Source organism: Acinetobacter sp. YH12058, from assembly GCF_013419805.1.
GTDB classification, from domain to species: Bacteria; Pseudomonadota; Gammaproteobacteria; order Pseudomonadales; family Moraxellaceae; genus Acinetobacter; species Acinetobacter towneri.
In genome coordinates this window covers 227736-244451 of the sequence record NZ_VOZL01000001.1, presented here as the reverse complement: position 1 = coordinate 244451, position 16716 = coordinate 227736, and the positions used below count along the sequence as shown (strand labels likewise).

Below are 16716 nucleotides of genomic sequence, written 5' to 3'. Positions count from 1 at the left end.
GTAAATAAACTTGTAGATTAAAATGAGGTGTTACACGCTTAGTGCATGTATAAGCCGCCGTTGATTGATAAGGTTTCGCCTGTTACGTATGCAGCATGATCACTCACTAAATACATAACTGCTGCCGCAATTTCGGTAGGGGCGGCAAGACGTTGCAGAGGAATTTGTGCTTCAATGCTTTTAATTACTTCTTCGCGCATGGCTGTGACCATCGGGGTTGCGGTATAACCTGGTGCAACGACGTTCACGCAGATATTTGAACGTGCGCCTTCTTGCGCCAAAGCTTTGCTAAAGCCGATGATGCCTGCCTTAGTTGCAGAGTAGTTGGCTTGACCAAATTGACCTTTTAAACCGTTCACCGAACTAATGTTCACAATGCGACCAGACTTTTGTTCTAACATTTTGTTAAATACAGGCTGAGTCACGGTAAAAAGTGTTTTTAAGTTGGTTTTAATCACTTCAGACCACTGCGTATAGCTCATTTTTTTGAAAGTTGCATCGCGGGTAATACCAGCATTGTTGACCAACACATCTACACGACCTTCAGCATCAATTGCTTCTTGAATGGCTGCTGTAGCCGCTTCATGCTCATTTAAGTTGGTTAAAACAAAGCGCACATCACTTTCTGTAAAGCCTTCGTCTTTAAGCCATTGCTTTTCGCGATCTTCTTCTCTTGGTACAACCGTTGCAATAATTTTATAGCCTGCTGTAACCAGTTGACGGCAAATCTCACTGCCAATACCACCTAATGCACCCGTCACTAAAGCTACTTTTTGTTCAGACATATTCTTTTCCTAAGCAGAATAAGGTTATAAAAATTAAGGAGTTTTTCCTCTTTATTCTTGTTTAGAAATTAAGCGTTTTATATTTCAAAGAGGCTGCAGTTTGATGATGCTTTGAAGTCAAAAGTAAACAAATATTGGTAATAGATTATTTTCTTATCATGTGGATGCTTTTATAAATGGCTTAAATAGTCGTGAAGTCATTGATTCATCGTAGCGCGCAGCACAAACTTCTGAGAACTGGTGAAATGTGATTAATCCATGAATTTGAAGCGATGTGGCAGTTTAAAGACAGTGCGCGAGCATATTGTTTTTTCTTGAGATTTTGAGTGTGATTTTCAGCTAAATATTTGGATGACTGTAAAGCGCTAAATGCAAATGTGGGTGACCACAAATTTTTATCAATATGAATGGAAATACAGTGAATTTAAGAAAATAAAAAGCGAAAAGAAAAATATAAGAAAGAAAAAGAGAATGGCTTAGACGATTGCATGCAGCAAAACTGCTACATGCAACAGATCGAAAAAAGAAAGTTAAATGCTGGTTGCCTTGCGCTGTGGGCGAGGGCTTAAACGACACAACAACTCATAGCCAATCGTACCATTGGCTGTGGCAACATCATCCACCAAACGGTGTTTGCCCCATAGTTCAACTTGTGTGCCTAATTCAACGTCTAAACCTGTGACATCAATGGCAATCATATCCATAGACACACGACCAAGTACAGGCGTTAATTTTGTACCAATCGCAACAAAATTTGGCTGCACAAATGTACGTGGATAACCATCGCCATAGCCAATTGAAACAATCGCAATTTGCATGGCTTGTTCTGCAGTAAAGGTTGAACCGTAGCCGACGTGTTCGCCTGCATCAATTTCATTTAGTGCGATCACTTCTGCGCTTAAAGTCATCACAGGCTTTAAGTCGAGTGTATGCACATTATGTGCGGCAAAAGGCGTTGCACCGTAAAGCATAATGCCTGGGCGTACATAATCAAAATGCAATTCGGGATAACGATAGATTGCAGCAGAGTTGCAGCAAGAAGCAAGAATAGGGCTGCAATTGTCTTTGACATGCAAAAATTGTGCGACTTGTTGATCATTCAAAGCATGGTCGCCATCGGCATTGGCAAAATGCATGGTCAACACACAGGTAAAACCTTCGGCTTTGAGCATGTGAATCACATCAATAATTTCAGGAATTTTAAAACCTAAACGATTCATGCCGCTGTTGAGTTTGACCCAGACTTTTAAGCCTTGTGCGATATAATCAGCTTTATGTTGTAGTAGCCAATCGAGCTGTGCTTGATGATGCACTACACATTCCAATTTGTGTGCCAACACACTTTGCATTTCATCGGCAGAAAAAACACCTTCAATCAGGGTGATGGGCTGCGTATATCCCAATTCACGAATTTCTAAGGCTTCTTCAACGCAAGCGACACCAAAGGCATCGCTGTCTTTTAAAGCTGCTAAGCAGTCTTTTACACCATGTCCGTAAGCATTGGCCTTGACCATGCTAACAATTTTTGCTGTTGGGGCAAGTTGTTTGACACGGTTTAAATTATATTGCAGTGCCTGACTGTCAATATAAACTGTTGCTTGGCGCACCCTAAATACTCCTTGGGAATGACAATTGGTAATTTGTGTTAGATACACTGTGGAGTGATAAATAAATACTAAAAATAGTTCTATTTAAAAATATTCACTATTGTAGACCTATCAACCTCAAATAGACATGAACATTTAAGTTTTTGATCATAAATTAATTTAAGATCGAAAAATCTATTAGGTTATTGATTGCAAATAATTTGTAAAAGTTTCAGACTTTATTTTTCATATAAAACTATACGTTCTAAAAGCTATTATGGTGTTAGATGCTCTCACTCAGGAAATTCTAAACTGTACGAGTTATGGCAAGATTCAGATGATTGTGGAGAGTGGGTTCGTAATTTAAATGAACTCAAAGAGAGATTAAACAATGCATTTTAAACTTGGATATGTTGAATAAATAATGAAAATATTTTGTTATCTGGGATGGATTACTTTATTTTTTTGTCAGTCAGTTATGGCTTGTATGCCACATTCACCCAATGACGTTTTTATTGCCCGTTACCAAGGTTCACTGGCAGTACAGGAGAGTTCAGACTTCATTTTTGAACTCAGTTCAGGTCAATTTATTTTTCGCTCAATACTAGATGAGGTTAAATATAAAAAGCCTACTCAATGGTACAGTGGATTTTCAGGTAAAAGTACAGCTAAAAACCAATTAATTATTGGTTTAGCTTATGCACCAGATGGTGCTAAACCCCAGCAATATCAAGTAGTTTCATTTGCAACATTAAACTGTAAGAATGACCAGCTTGTTTTATCTAAACCGATTGTCCCATTTTTAGCTTGGAATAAGCAGACCTCAAATTGTTCTACAGTCGATAGATCAGAGGTTGGGATTTTAGATGGTTTTATAGACTATGATCAGACACATTATTTGGCGCAACTGCAACAAAAGTATCCGACATGCAAGCAATTAAATAAAGCATTTCCATCACTTGAAATGGAAGAAAATAGTCAAGATTATAATTTACTCTCAAGTTGGAAACTATGGTGGGCAAAGTTAATAAGTCAGATTAAAACATGGTTTTAATAAAAAAGAGCAATGCAAGCATTACTCTTCATCATCATACTGAGCATAATACTCAGGAGATAAGTTACTAAAACGCGTATATTGCCCTTCAAAAGCAAGACGTACCGTACCAATTGGGCCGTTACGCTGTTTACCAATAATAATTTCGGCAGTACCTGCTTCTTTAGATTCTTTATTGTAAACTTCGTCGCGGTAAATAAACATGATTAAATCCGCATCCTGCTCAATTGCACCAGATTCACGCAAGTCAGACATCACAGGGCGTTTATTAGGTCGGTTCTCTAATGAGCGGTTGAGCTGTGACAAAGCAATCACAGGGCAGTTCATCTCTTTGGCCAAGGCTTTTAAGCTACGTGAAATTTCTGAGATTTCGCCGACACGGTTATCGCCCATGCCTGGGACTTTCATTAACTGCAAATAATCGACCATGATACAGCCAATTTTACCGCCATGTTGTTTGGCAATGCGTCGCGCACGTGCACGTACTTCCGTAGGCGGCAGGGCAGATGAGTCATCAATATACAAATGCTTTTCTTGCAGTTGTAAAATCGTGCCTGTGACTTTTGACCATTCATCGCCACTGAGTTTACCTGAACGTAAATTCCCTTGATGCACTTTGCCGTATGCAGAAATTAAACGCATTGCGATTGAGTCTGCAGGCATTTCCATAGAGTAGACAAGGGCAGGCAAATCATTGTTAAACAAAACACTTTCGACCAAGTTCATGGCAAAGGTGGTTTTACCCATAGATGGACGCGCAGCGACAATAATCAAGTCACCCGCTTGCATGCCCGAAGTTTTATTATCTAGCTCCACAAAGCCTGTGGTTAAGCCTGTGATGTTACCTTCCATTTTAGAAAGTTCATCAAGTTTGTCGAATACATCGGCAACCACGCTCGAAATGGCTTTTGGGCCTTGTGCTTTGGCATTGTTATTATGTTGTTCGGCAATTTGGAAAATATTGGTTTCGGCCAAGTCTAAAATTTCACTTACGCTACGACCTTTGGTGTCATAGGCATTTTGTAAAATTTCAGAACTGACTTTAATCATGTTTCTGAGGGTCGAGAATTCTTTAATTTTCGTGGCATAGGTTTCTAGGTTATAAAAACTAGAAGGCGAGTCTGCCATGAGCTGCATTAAGTATTCTTCCCCGCCTGCAGCTTCAAGTAAATTTTGTTTAATCAGCCAGTCATTCACCAATACGGCATCATAAGGTGAGTTTTCTTTAGACAAAGAATCAATGGCGCGGAAAATATATTTGTGGCGTGTCGCGTAAAAATCAGATTCTTGTAGCACATCACCCACTTGTTCAAAAGATTCGGCCACAGTCATTAACGCAGCCAAAACAGCTTGTTCGATGGCTAAGTTATGCGGTGGGGTACGAAACTCTTTAAGCGGGCTGTTCTCATTTGGTTTTAGATCAGACTTTGCAGTATGTTGCTTTGCGCTAGCAGTCGCCTGTGACATATAAATCCCTGATTTTTAAAACAGTAAATGCTGAATAATGCACGGGGATAGAATTTGAAACTCATATTCTTTCCACTTCCCGATGATACGCCCTCTAGAAAAAAAAGCGAGTAGATTTTGGCGAAGGATAAGTCAAAGCGTGCAGGACGATTTAGGAAAATTGTACTAATCGTATATTCTAAAGACAAAAAAAGAGCATGCGATTAGGCATGCTCTTTTCTTTTGCAGCAAATTACTCAGATACGATAGTAACGAGAACTTCAGCAACAACATCATGGTGCAATTGGATTGCGATGTTGAATTCACCAGTGTGACGAAGCGCACCGTTTGGTAAACGAACTTCTGCACGGTCAACTTCAAGACCAGCATTCGTTAACGCGTCAGCGATGTCACGAGTACCGATAGAACCGAAAAGTTTACCTTCATCACCAGCTTTAGCAGTGATTACGATGTTAACTTCGTTCAATTGGTCAGCACGTGCTTGAGCAGCAGCTAAAATTTCAGCTTCTTGCTTCTCAAGTTCAGCACGACGAGCTTCAAATGCAGCAGTGTTTGCTTCAGTTGCAGCAACTGCTTTACCTTGAGGGATCAAGTAGTTACGGCCGTAACCAGCTTTAACTGAAACTTTATCGCCTAATTTACCAAGGTTCTTAATGCGTTGTAATAAGATAATATCCACAGCTCAACCTCACTTATGATTGTCAGTGTAAGGGATCAACGCTAAGTAGCGAGCTTGTTTAATAGCAAGCGCTAATTGACGTTGGTAACGAGCTTTAGTACCTGTAATACGGCTAGGAACAATCTTGCCATTTTCAGTGATGTACTGTTTTAGTGTATCGATATCTTTGTAGTCGATGTACGTAACGTTCTCAGCTGTAAAGCGGCAGAACTTGCGACGACGGTAAAAACGTGCCATTGATGTTCTCCTTAAGCTTCAGCAGAGTCTTGGTTAGCGTGTTGTGCTTCTTCACGTTGAGCTTTACGCGCACGTTTTTCTTCAGCACTCTTAGCCAATAATGACTCTTCAGTGATAGCGTTTTCACGACGGATGATCAAGCTACGAAGGATCGCGTCGTTATAACGGAACAATTCTTCTAACTCGTCAAGCGTAGTTTGACCACATTCAACGTTCATAAGAATGTAGTGCGCTTTGTGAATTTTGTTAATTGGGTAAGCCAATTGACGACGGCCCCAATCTTCTAAACGGTGAATTTGACCTTCAGCTTCTTTGATGTGAGTTAGGTAACGTTCTACCATACCCACAACTTGATCGCTTTGGTCTGGGTGTACCAAAAGTACGATTTCGTAGTGACGCATTGTCAGCTCCTTACGGTTTATGCAGCCCCTGACTAAATTGAGCCAGAAGCAAGGAGTCACAACCGAAGTTGTGTCGCAAAATTGCGAAGCGTGAATTTTAGAGCTTTTACCAAGTAAATTCAAGGCTTGGTCTAAGAAAAGATCGGCTTGGGTAAAAAGGGAATGTAATATTTTGCATCTATGATTGGAATTTAAATTTTATGCTTTGTATTTGTATGTCACTAACTTTTAGAGTGTTTAATGCAAAAATTATTAAGGACGAATAATTCAAAGACAGATAAATTGTTATTATTTAAATATTGAAGTGTGGAGAGGGTAGGCACTCCATTAAAAGATAGAGCTAAACTCTATCTTTTAAAAAAGTATGATTTGCGTGCTTGGTGCGGTTGCTGTAAAGCTAAAACATAAACTCACAACAGTAATTAAAATAACCGAAAATAGGAAAAAGCGTTTTGCCCATAATTGATCATTTTCTGCTTTGAAGCCAATGACGCCAATATAGAACCAATAAATACAAAGTGCATTCAAAATAACCAGATATAGCCAGTTTGCATAACCAAATACAAACAGTCCATTCATGGCAACGGTAAATAACACCACATAAATTAGTGATTCAATTTTCGTTCGTAAAATTGAACGAGCAACTGGCAAAATTGGAATCCCCGCATTTTTGTAATCATCAAAACGGTAAATTGCAATCGCCCAAGAGTGGGGCATTTGCCAAAGTGCATAACCTAAAAAGATAAGTAGTGCAGCTAAGTCAAATTGATTTGCAACAGCGGTATAACCAATGACAGGTGGGCTTGCGCCTGAAATACTGCCAATAATGGTTTGATGAATTGTTGTGCGTTTGGTCCATAGACTGTAAAAGCCGACATAAACCACGAAACCAATCAGTGCAAAAAGAAAAGCGTATGCGTTAACTCCAAACCATAAAATGCTAAAACCAATTATGCCCAATACCACTGAATAAATCAGCGCAATAGGAACAGAAACAGTTTTTTTCACTAAAGCACGGTTTTGTGTGCGTTGCATTTTTTGGTCGATGTCTTGGTCAATAATATTGTTGACCACACATCCTGAGGCGACAACAAGCGTTGTACCAAGCAGAGTAAGCAGTAGGAGAAGGAAATCTACAGAACCTTGGGCAGCTACAAAGTAGCCACCCAAAGTGGTAATAAAATTACCAAAGAGAATTCCTGGCTTTGTCAGGAATAAATACTTTTTCAGCATGACAACCAGTTTAGATCATCATGTTGTAGTGTAGGTAGTTCATGATCCATACAGAACCAACCAAAAGGATGGCAATGGTCAGAATGGTATACACGAATGCAATCACGTTCCAACGTTGCTCTGAAGAAGAATTCATATGCAAGAAATAAATTAATTGAATAAGAATCTGAGCAACTGCTGTAATCGAAATAACAGTAATCAAAATACCACGGCCAAAACCACCTGCCATAACCATACCAAAAGGAATAATGGTAAGGATAACAGAAAGGATAAAGCCAATCGTATATTGCTTAGTGTTACCGTGTGATGCACCAGCAGAGTTGTGATCGTGACTCATTAGAGAACTCCCATCAAGTAAACTACGCTGAATACACAGATCCAAACGATGTCAAGGAAGTGCCAGAACAAGCTTAGGCAAGCTAAACGACGCATGTTCGGAATAGTCAAACCATATTTCTTGATTTGAACCATTAACACGATCATCCAAACTAAACCTGAAGTTACGTGAATACCGTGCGTACCAACCAAAGTAAAGAACGCAGATAAGAACGCACTCGCACTTGGACCATGTCCAGCGTGAACTAAATGGTTGAACTCATAAAGTTCCATACCAATAAAGATCGCACCGAAAACCCAAGTCACGCCTAACCAAGTTAGAACTTTAGCAACATCTTTCTTGTAAGCAGCTAAAACGGCAAAACCGAAAGTTACAGAAGAAATCAACAGGGCAAAAGTTTCTGTTAAAACGAAGCCTAATGACTCGCCAAACAAATCTTTAGCTGTTGGAGTGCCTACTGGAACGTGGCTACTTAATACAGCGAACGCGATGAAAAGTGTACCAAAAATTACAAGGTCACTCATCAAGTAGGTCCAGAAACCAAAGACGGTGATGTCTGTATCATCGTGGTGATGATCATCATGTCCGTGGTTGTCGTGATGAAGTACTTCAGCCATGTCTTAGTCCTTCTTCAAGTGTTTTTCAAGGATCGCATAGCGTTCGTTTTCAATACGCTCAACTTCAGCAGCAGGAACATAGTAGTCCACTTTCTTCGTGAAAGAACTCACGATGAAGCTGATGATTGCCGCAATGAACGTAACGATTGCTAGCCACCAAATATGCCAGATTAATGCGAAGCCCATAGTTGTAATAAACATTGCAATTATGAAGCCAGCTGCACGGTTAGTTGGCATATGGACATCTTCATACTTAGTTGGACGAGCGTATGCAACACCATTTTCTTTGTCAGTCCAGAAAGTATCAATACCATTGATCTTTGGAAGGTGAGCAAAGTTATAGAACGGTGCTGGAGAAGAAGTAGCCCACTCAAGCGTACGGCCATCCCATGGATCTCCAGTAAGGTCTAAGCGTTGGTTGCGTTGTAGGAAGCCAACCACAATCTGCATAACGAAGCAGAATAGACCAATAGCAATTAACACAGAACCGAAGAACGCAATTGCCAAGTATGGATCCCATTCTGGGTTGTCATATGTATTCAAACGACGAGTCATACCCATGAAACCAAGGATATAAAGTGGCATGAATGCAAAGTAGAAACCGAAGAACCAGAACCAGAATGCTGCTTTACCCCAAGTTTCATTGAGTCTCCAACCAAACATTTTTGGCCAGTAGTAAATGATACCTGCGAACATCGCGAATACTACACCACCAATAATTACGTTATGGAAGTGAGCAATTAGGAATAAAGAGTTGTGTACAAGGAAGTCCGCTGGTGGAACTGCCATTAATACACCTGTTAAACCACCGATACCAAAAGTCACAAGGAAGCCAAGTGTCCAAAGCATTGGGGTAGTGTAGGTAATACGACCCTTGTACATGGTGAATAACCAAGAGAAGATTTTCACACCAGTAGGAATCGCAATAATCATGGTCATGATACCGAAGAACGCGTTAACGTTGGCACCTGCACCCATGGTAAAGAAGTGGTGAACCCATACAACAAGTGATAACACACCAATTGCAACAGTTGCGTACACCATTGATTTGTAACCGAACAATGTTTTGCGAGCAAAAGTCGCAGTTACTTCTGAGTAAATACCAAATGCTGGTAATACTAAGATATAAACTTCTGGGTGACCCCATGTCCAAATCAAGTTTACATACAACATTGGGCTACCACCCATGTCGTTCGTAAAGAAGTGGAAACCGAAGTAACGGTCAAGCGTTAACATTGCAATTGTCGCAGTTAAAACTGGGAATGTTGCAATGATAAGTACCGCAGTAACTAATGTTGTCCAAGTGAAAACAGGCATGTCCATAAGTTTCATGCCAGGCGCACGCATTTTGATGATGGTAACGAAGAAGTTAACACCAGTAAGAAGCGTACCTAGACCAGAAACCTGAAGTGCCCAAATATAGTAGTCAACACCAACACCTGGAGAGTATTCGATACCAGATAGAGGAGGATAAGCCATCCAACCTGTAGCAGCGAATTCACCTAATGCAAGTGAAACCATCATTAAACCTGCAGCACCAGCGAATAACCAGAAGCTTAAAGAGTTTAATAACGGGAAGGCTACGTCACGAGCACCAATCTGTAATGGTACAGAGATGTTCATTAAGCCAACAACAAGACCCATTGCCACGAAGAAGATCATGATCACACCGTGTGCGGTGAAAATCTGGTCATAGTGTTCTGGGTGTAAATAGCCTTCACCACCACCTTTCGCAAGGAACTGTTGAAGACGCATCATGATCGCATCTGCGAAGCCACGAAGTAACATGACTACAGATACAAAGATATACATGATACCAATTTTTTTATGGTCTACAGATGTGAACCATTCGTTCCACAAGTAGCCCCATTTTTTGAAGTAGGTAATACCAGCAATCGCTGCAAGACCACCTAAGATCATCGCTGCAACAGTTACCAATACGATTGGATCGTAAGGAATTGCATCTGGACCTAACTTACCTAATAAGCTCATGTCTTATTCCCCTTGAGAAGCAGTCGCATGTTCAACTGCTACATGAGTTTCAGAAGCAGGCGCTTCACCAGCCACTACAGGAGCTGAATGGTCAGCACCATGGTAGTTACTCATATAGTTATTGATCACTGATTCAAACAAGCCTTGCTCAACAGAAGAGTAATAAGTCACAGGATGTGGCTGAGTCTTATATGGACCTTCTTTTAAAGCCGTTGCAGCAAGTTTTTTCTCTAATTCAGTTTTGGCGTTACGAACCATTGCATCAATTTGTTTCTGTGAACGGTTACCGTCACGTAAAGAAGCAAATTCAGCTTGATCTAAAACTGTTTTTTGAACAGCTTGAGGATTGATAGTCGTACCTTGACCTGCTTTAACAGCTGTTACCCATTGCTCAAAATCAGCTTGAGTTACAGAGTGAGCTTTAAAGCGCATTTGCGAGAAACCATAACCTGAGTAGTTAGATGAGAAACCACGGAATTCGCCCGTGTTGTCTGCTAAAACGTTCAAGTGAGTTTGCATACCCGCCATTGCATAAATCTGACCAGATAATGCAGGGATAAAGAACGAGTTCATTGTGAAGTTAGATGTTAAACGTAAGCTTACAGGCGTTTGCTCTGGGAAGCGTAATTCGTTAACAGTAGCAATGTTCTGTTCTGGGTAGATGAAGATCCATTTAAATTGTTCAGCAATAACTTGAACAGTTAAAGGAGCTTTTTCGGATTCTAGCGGACGGTAAGGGTCGTACTTGTGGGAACCCCACCAAGTTAACCAAGCTAAAATACAAATAATAATAACAGGTATACCCCATACTACAATTTCAATTGCAGTAGAGTGTGACCATGTTGGTTGATAGTCTGCGTCTTTATTCGATGCGCGATATTTCCAACCGAACCACAATGCCATAATTGCAGATGGAATAACCACCAATAGCATTAGGTAAATCGCAGTCATCATCAGGTTACTTTGACCTGCTGCAACTGGACCTTTTGAGTTCAGAAGTACTAAATCACCGCCACACCCAGTTAAGAGTGCAGCCATCGTAGATAAAGACAATACAGCTAAAATCGTTTGTCTCATTTTACAACCTCGGTGAAGAGTCCCATTCCCTAATTTAATATGGGATAGCGATTAAAGTGTCGCATGATTAAAAAGACATCAAAAAAGATGAAAAAGTCTTCTTAATCATCGGACACCGCTACGTTGTAGGGCATTATGCCTGATATCGACAAACTAAGCTACACATAAAGCGGCTTTAAGTGGAGGGAATGAAAACCAATTTTTATACTCGGAATTATTTGTGTTAATTTTAATTTATTTATATTTATCAATATTATAAGAAAAAAGGGATGATCAATCATCCCTGAATAAATAAAATCAAATTATTGCTTTACGACTTTGGTTTTGGCGAGTTTATCGTGCAAAGCCTGTCGTTTTGCACCAAATGCAAAGCCATAATCTAAAATTGTGATGAAGGGCATAAACATCATATTCAAAATAATGAAAATGATAGAGCGAATAGTAAACACACGCATTAGGCTGACTTTTTCATCGGTTTCAGCATCGACAATCTTAATTTTAGTCAGACGTTTGCCAATACTTTGTCCAGTTTTAGCCAGCAGGAAGGCTTGTATGCCCAGCATAATCAATAAATAAATTGCCACCGCTTGCCAAGCTTGCATTGGAATGAGCTGAAAGAGTTCAGTTTGCAATTGCATGGCTTGATCAGACGTTGTCGCTGCCTGCATTTTTTGTTGTAAACCAGACAATTGTTCAAACTGGTCCGCATTTAAGAAAAAAGAGGGAAGTGCTGCTGCAGGCAACCATAACAACATGTCTATAATTTTGGCTAAAGCACGTTGGTTAATGCTCGCCAATTCATTTTTTGTTGCCTGTGTTCTTGAATTTGATGATGCTGAGCTTGGTCGTGATGTGTTTGTAGCCGTGTAATCTGTATTTTGAAAAGGTGAATGTTCAGGGGCAGGTGGTGTGCTGACGTAGCCTTGTGGTTCATATACAAGTTTACCTTGGGTGAGTTCACCTAAAGCTTTCCATTCGCTCATGCCTTGGTGCCAAGCCAAATCTGTCAGCAACACTTGTTGGCTGGCGAGCATTTGGTTGAGCTGCTCTAAGGTGTATGGCCCAGCTTGTTGATTATTTCGTGCCAAGTAAATTTGCATAAATATAAAATCTCAAAAAATGAATTTGAAAAAAAACCCACGCAGGTGCATGGGTTTTCTTTTAACACGTTTTACTACGCTTGTTGAGCTTTTTCTTCAGAAAGGAAGAACCAAGTGTCTAAAACTGAGTCTGGGTTTAAAGATACAGATTCAATACCTTGTTCCATTAACCAACGTGCAAGGTCAGGGTGATCTGAAGGGCCTTGACCACAGATACCGACATATTTACCTGCTTTACGGCATGCGTGAATTGCCATAGAAAGTAATGCTTTCACTGCAGGGTCACGTTCATCGAACAGGTGAGAAACAATGCCTGAGTCACGGTCTAAACCAAGTGTTAACTGAGTTAAGTCATTTGAGCCGATAGAGAAACCATCGAAGTGCTCAAGGAATTGTTCAGCCAACAATGCGTTGGTTGGTAATTCACACATCATGATCACTTTCAGACCATTTTCACCACGTTTTAAACCATTCAGCGCAAGCAATTCGATCACACGTTTTGCTTCAGCAACGGTACGTACAAATGGAATCATAATTTGTACGTTGGTTAAGCCCATTTCGTCACGTACTTTTTTCAAGGCACGACATTCAAGTTCGAAGCAGTCACGGAAATTGTCAGACACATAACGACTTGCACCACGGAAGCCCAACATTGGGTTTTCTTCTTCTGGCTCATATAACTTACCACCAATTAAGTTTGCGTATTCGTTTGATTTGAAGTCAGACATACGCACAATCACTGGTTTGTCAGCGAATGCAGCAGCAAGGGTAGAAATACCTTCAACCAATTTTTCTACATAGAATTCGATTGGCGATGAATAGCCCGCAGTACGCGCCATAACTGCTGCACGTGTTTCACGTGGTAAGCTGTCAATATTAAGCAATGCTTTAGGATGCACACCAATCATACGGTTGATGATGAATTCTAAACGTGCAAGACCAATCCCTTCGTTTGGAATTTGAGCAAAGTCAAATGCGCGGTCTGGGTTACCAACGTTCATCATGATTTTGAACGGAAGTTTAGGCATAGATTCGATTGAGTTCTTTTGAACTTCAAAATCTAAAGCACCTTCATAAATGAAACCTGTGTCGCCTTCGGCGCAAGAAACTGTAACTTCCTGACCATCAGTCAAAACTTCAGTTGCATTACCACAACCTACAATTGCAGGTACGCCTAATTCACGGGCAATAATTGCAGCGTGACAAGTACGACCACCGCGGTTAGTGACAATTGCAGCAGCACGTTTCATCACTGGTTCCCAGTCTGGATCAGTCATGTCTGAAACAAGAACGTCACCTTCCTGAACTTTGTCCATTTCTTTAATAGACGTTACAACGCGGACTCTACCAGAACCGATACGCTGACCAATTGAACGACCTTCACAAATGACCGTACCTTTTTGTTTCAATAGGTAGCGTTCCATAGTACCGACGTTTTCACGGCTTTTTACAGTTTCAGGACGTGCTTGAACGATGTAGATTTGACCGTCATCACCATCTTTTGCCCATTCAATATCCATAGGCGCTTGATAATGTTCTTCAATAATTAACGCTTGTTTCGCTAATTCTTGTAGTTCGTGATCATTTAAAGAGAACTGTTGGCGATCTTGTTTTTCAACATCGACCACAACTACAGATTTACCAGCCGCGCCTTCTTCACCATAAATCATTTTTTGGTGTTTAGAGCCAAGGTTACGACGTAAAACTGAGTGTTTGCCTGCTTTTAATAAAGGCTTAGAAATATAGAATTCATCTGGGTTAACTGCACCCTGAACCACCATTTCACCCAAACCATAAGAAGCAGTAATGAATACAGCATCACGGAAACCAGATTCTGTATCTAGGGTAAACATTACACCAGCAGCGCCAGTTTCTGAACGTACCATACGTTGTACGCCTGCAGACAAAGCAACGACATCGTGGTCAAAGTTTTGGTGTACACGGTAAGAAATCGCGCGGTCGTTGTACAAAGATGCAAAAACTTCTTTAATGGCAATTAATACGTTGTCAATGCCACGGATGTTTAGGAATGTTTCTTGCTGACCTGCGAAAGATGCGTCTGGTAGATCTTCTGCAGTTGCAGATGAACGAACGGCAACCGCGATGTTTGGGTTGCCGTTAGAGAGTGCTTCAAAAGCAACTCGGATTTCTTGTTCTAGTGATGCAGTAAGCGGAGTGTCGACAATCCATTGACGAATTTTTGCACCAGTTTCAGCAAGCGCATTCACGTCATCTACATTGAGTGTTTTTAGCTCTGCTTGAATTTTAGCGTTTAGGCCACTTTGCTCGAGAAATTCACGATAAGCAGCAGCTGTTGTTGCAAAGCCACCTGGTACCGATACACCAGCATTAGATAAGTGGCTGATCATTTCGCCCAAAGATGAGTTTTTCCCACCCACGAGCTCAACATCGTGTTTCCCTAATTTTTCCAGACCAATTACGCGCGCTTCCAAAGTTGTTACTCCACTTTTGCAGTATTAATCACTATCTTGTCATGAAATTATAATAAATCTACTTAGCAATTTGGTTTTACTAAGCGACAGTCATGTAAGATCGGTTTACTATAAAGATTATATAGCACTAAGACAAATGTTTAAGGAGAATTTTAATGTCAGATGGTAAACAAATTAAGCGGAGTGTTTTTTTTATTTCCGATGGAACTGCAATTACGGCTGAAACCCTTGGACATTCACTCTTAGCGCAATTTCCAAATGTGGACTTTGATATTCATATTCATCCTTATATTACGTCTGAAGAAGCGGCTATGAATGTGGTGGCAGAGATTAATGCCCGAGCACAAATTGATGGTCAATTACCTTTGGTGTTTGATACCTTGGTTGACCAATATGTGCGTGACATTATCAACACTGCCAAAGCAATTAATTTAGATGTATTTGAAGGCTTAATTAGTAAGCTTTCTGAAGAGTTAGGAACACCACCAACCACTTTGGTCGGGCAGACGCATGCCGTAACAGATTCTGAATCTTACAAGGCACGTATTGATGCGGTGCATTTTGCCTTAGATAACGATGATGGCGCACGTACACGTCATTACGACAAGGCCGATCTGATTCTGATTGGGGTGTCGCGTTCGGGTAAAACGCCAACTTCCATCTACCTTTCTTTACAGTTCGGGATTCGTGTGGCGAACTATCCATTGACTGAAGAAGACCTCGATGACAACCGTTTGCCAGCCGTATTAAAGCCGCATAAACATAAGTTATTTGGCTTGATGATTGATGCTGAACGCCTTGTGGCAATTCGTACTGAACGTAAAGCCAATAGCCGTTATGCAAGTTTTAATCAATGCCAAATGGAATTGCGTGCGATTGAAGGTATTTATATTTCAGAAGGGATTAAATATTTAAATGTTTCAGAAATGTCGATTGAAGAAATTTCAACACGTGTTTTACAAATGACAGGTTTAAAACGTCGTATTGGTTAATGAAACTATATGTATTAAAAGAGCCAAAATTTTATTTTGGCTCTTTTTTATTGGATTTAAATAGAATAAAAATCAAGCTACTATTTATTTAAATGATAATGCTTTTAGTGTGACTTAAAATGTAGTGATAATGGTATCAATTGGATGTTCTTGTCCATCAATACTATGCACGCTATGTGCACAGACTTTGACAATTGGCCAAGTAATCAAATGGCAATTTTCGCGTTGTAAAGCTGAATAATAATGATCAGATTTAAAATAGCGTTGATGTGTATCTGCAATGTTTGGTGTGAGTTGACGTTTAAGCCACGTGTCTTTGACTTGAGCATCTAAAAAGCGTAAAGCCAAAATATTTTTGACGCGGTTATTAAACAAACGTCGATTTTTAAACACCAAAGGATGGCTAATTAGGCGATGGATGCCACGTTCTGTACTTGGCAGGACAAAATGCGGTGCAATTTGAAAGACTTGAACAGATGTCGCTTGCTGACAAATTCTATCGAGTTGTGCCACGCTGTCCTGATTTGCACCAATAACTGCAACGCGTAAACCTGTGAAGTCATGCTGTTTGATTTCAGTTGCAGGAATGCATTCGCCTTGGAATTCTTGAAAATCTGCCAAGCAGTTTTGAAAAGCGTGTCTATGTACGTCGTGTTTAGGACTGACCATGCTGAATCTCTTGATTTATTCATTTTATAAATTAGAA

At 40.3% G+C, this 16716-nt stretch carries 16 protein-coding genes; 2 read left to right on the top strand and 14 right to left on the bottom strand.

From position 1 onward, the window contains the following. Positions 1–38 precede the first annotated feature (38 nt). Positions 39–785 carry a beta-ketoacyl-ACP reductase gene (locus FTU09_RS01235; RefSeq protein ID WP_180079418.1) on the bottom strand — a complete coding sequence of 249 codons (747 nt, stop codon included), beginning with the start codon at positions 783–785 and terminating at the stop codon, positions 39–41. A 530-nt stretch (positions 786–1315) separates the two neighbouring features. Beyond that, positions 1316–2392, bottom strand: a complete 1077-nt coding sequence (gene alr, locus FTU09_RS01230; protein WP_179989546.1) for an alanine racemase — start codon at positions 2390–2392, stop codon at positions 1316–1318. 466 nt (positions 2393–2858) lie between these two features. On the opposite strand from alr, the gene FTU09_RS01225 reads away from it, so the two are divergent. Further along, a complete protein-coding gene (locus FTU09_RS01225) occupies positions 2859–3425 on the top strand; it encodes a hypothetical protein (protein ID WP_026438364.1) in 567 nt (188 codons plus the stop codon). Between the two features lie 21 nt (positions 3426–3446). Here FTU09_RS01225 and dnaB read toward each other — a convergent pair whose 3' ends face one another. The 11 genes from dnaB to ppsA form a co-directional block, all read right to left on the bottom strand. Beyond that, positions 3447–4892 carry a replicative DNA helicase gene (gene dnaB, locus FTU09_RS01220; RefSeq protein WP_004973149.1) on the bottom strand — a complete coding sequence of 482 codons (1446 nt, stop codon included), beginning with the start codon at positions 4890–4892 and terminating at the stop codon, positions 3447–3449. A gap of 232 nt (positions 4893–5124) precedes the next feature. Then, positions 5125–5571 (bottom strand): 50S ribosomal protein L9, encoded by a 447-nt coding sequence (gene rplI / locus FTU09_RS01215; RefSeq protein ID WP_004973150.1) that lies wholly within the window; start codon positions 5569–5571, stop codon positions 5125–5127. Between the two features lie 9 nt (positions 5572–5580). Continuing rightward, entirely contained in the window at positions 5581–5808 is a 228-nt protein-coding gene (gene rpsR, locus FTU09_RS01210; RefSeq protein WP_004719336.1) for a 30S ribosomal protein S18, read from the bottom strand. Between the two features lie 11 nt (positions 5809–5819). Continuing rightward, positions 5820–6209: a 30S ribosomal protein S6 gene (gene rpsF / locus FTU09_RS01205; protein ID WP_004973153.1), complete on the bottom strand. Its 390-nt coding sequence runs from the start codon at positions 6207–6209 to the stop codon at positions 5820–5822. Between the two features lie 354 nt (positions 6210–6563). Continuing rightward, positions 6564–7442 carry a heme o synthase gene (gene cyoE, locus FTU09_RS01200; protein ID WP_004973155.1) on the bottom strand — a complete coding sequence of 293 codons (879 nt, stop codon included), beginning with the start codon at positions 7440–7442 and terminating at the stop codon, positions 6564–6566. 10 nt (positions 7443–7452) lie between these two features. After that, the gene (locus FTU09_RS01195) at positions 7453–7779 is read right to left on the bottom strand and encodes a cytochrome o ubiquinol oxidase subunit IV (protein ID WP_004973158.1); all 327 of its coding nucleotides are present in this window, start codon (positions 7777–7779) and stop codon (positions 7453–7455) included. Next, positions 7779–8396, bottom strand: coding sequence for a cytochrome o ubiquinol oxidase subunit III (gene cyoC, locus FTU09_RS01190; RefSeq protein ID WP_004973159.1), 618 nt, complete (start codon positions 8394–8396; stop codon positions 7779–7781). The genes FTU09_RS01195 and cyoC overlap by 1 nt, the downstream gene beginning before the upstream one ends. Before the next feature lie 3 nt (positions 8397–8399). Continuing rightward, positions 8400–10388 carry a cytochrome o ubiquinol oxidase subunit I gene (gene cyoB / locus FTU09_RS01185; RefSeq protein WP_096900904.1) on the bottom strand — a complete coding sequence of 663 codons (1989 nt, stop codon included), beginning with the start codon at positions 10386–10388 and terminating at the stop codon, positions 8400–8402. Between the two features lie 3 nt (positions 10389–10391). Then, positions 10392–11465 (bottom strand): ubiquinol oxidase subunit II, encoded by a 1074-nt coding sequence (cyoA, locus tag FTU09_RS01180; protein ID WP_004973169.1) that lies wholly within the window; start codon positions 11463–11465, stop codon positions 10392–10394. A gap of 302 nt (positions 11466–11767) precedes the next feature. Next, complete coding sequence (locus FTU09_RS01175) at positions 11768–12565, bottom strand: RDD family protein (RefSeq protein ID WP_004973172.1); 798 nt, start codon at positions 12563–12565, stop codon at positions 11768–11770. A gap of 74 nt (positions 12566–12639) precedes the next feature. Next, entirely contained in the window at positions 12640–15018 is a 2379-nt protein-coding gene (gene ppsA / locus FTU09_RS01170) for a phosphoenolpyruvate synthase (protein ID WP_004973175.1), read from the bottom strand. Between the two features lie 155 nt (positions 15019–15173). Here ppsA and FTU09_RS01165 point away from each other — a divergent pair, with 155 nt between their 5' ends. Beyond that, positions 15174–16010, top strand: coding sequence for a pyruvate, water dikinase regulatory protein (locus tag FTU09_RS01165; protein WP_004973178.1), 837 nt, complete (start codon positions 15174–15176; stop codon positions 16008–16010). Positions 16011–16124: 114 nt separating this feature from the next. On the opposite strand, the gene FTU09_RS01160 is transcribed toward FTU09_RS01165, so the two are convergent. Beyond that, on the bottom strand, positions 16125–16679 hold the full coding sequence (locus FTU09_RS01160; RefSeq protein ID WP_004973179.1) for a hypothetical protein: 555 nt from the start codon (positions 16677–16679) through the stop codon (positions 16125–16127). Positions 16680–16716: the final 37 nt, after the last annotated feature.

Bases quoted from the DNA above. Each gene is read 5' to 3' on its own strand.
- FTU09_RS01235 (WP_180079418.1), bottom strand. From the start codon at position 785: ATGTCTGAACAAAAAGTAGCTTTAGTGACGGGTGCATTAGGTGGTATT.
- FTU09_RS01225 (WP_026438364.1), top strand. From the start codon at position 2,859: ATGCCACATTCACCCAATGACGTTTTTATTGCCCGTTACCAAGGTTCA.
- dnaB (WP_004973149.1), bottom strand. From the start codon at position 4,892: ATGTCACAGGCGACTGCTAGCGCAAAGCAACATACTGCAAAGTCTGAT.
- rpsR (WP_004719336.1), bottom strand. From the start codon at position 5,808: ATGGCACGTTTTTACCGTCGTCGCAAGTTCTGCCGCTTTACAGCTGAG.
- rpsF (WP_004973153.1), bottom strand. From the start codon at position 6,209: ATGCGTCACTACGAAATCGTACTTTTGGTACACCCAGACCAAAGCGAT.
- cyoE (WP_004973155.1), bottom strand. From the start codon at position 7,442: ATGCTGAAAAAGTATTTATTCCTGACAAAGCCAGGAATTCTCTTTGGT.
- FTU09_RS01195 (WP_004973158.1), bottom strand. From the start codon at position 7,779: ATGAGTCACGATCACAACTCTGCTGGTGCATCACACGGTAACACTAAG.
- cyoC (WP_004973159.1), bottom strand. From the start codon at position 8,396: ATGGCTGAAGTACTTCATCACGACAACCACGGACATGATGATCATCAC.
- cyoB (WP_096900904.1), bottom strand. From the start codon at position 10,388: ATGAGCTTATTAGGTAAGTTAGGTCCAGATGCAATTCCTTACGATCCA.
- cyoA (WP_004973169.1), bottom strand. From the start codon at position 11,465: ATGAGACAAACGATTTTAGCTGTATTGTCTTTATCTACGATGGCTGCA.
- FTU09_RS01175 (WP_004973172.1), bottom strand. From the start codon at position 12,565: ATGCAAATTTACTTGGCACGAAATAATCAACAAGCTGGGCCATACACC.
- FTU09_RS01165 (WP_004973178.1), top strand. From the start codon at position 15,174: ATGTCAGATGGTAAACAAATTAAGCGGAGTGTTTTTTTTATTTCCGAT.
- FTU09_RS01160 (WP_004973179.1), bottom strand. From the start codon at position 16,679: ATGGTCAGTCCTAAACACGACGTACATAGACACGCTTTTCAAAACTGC.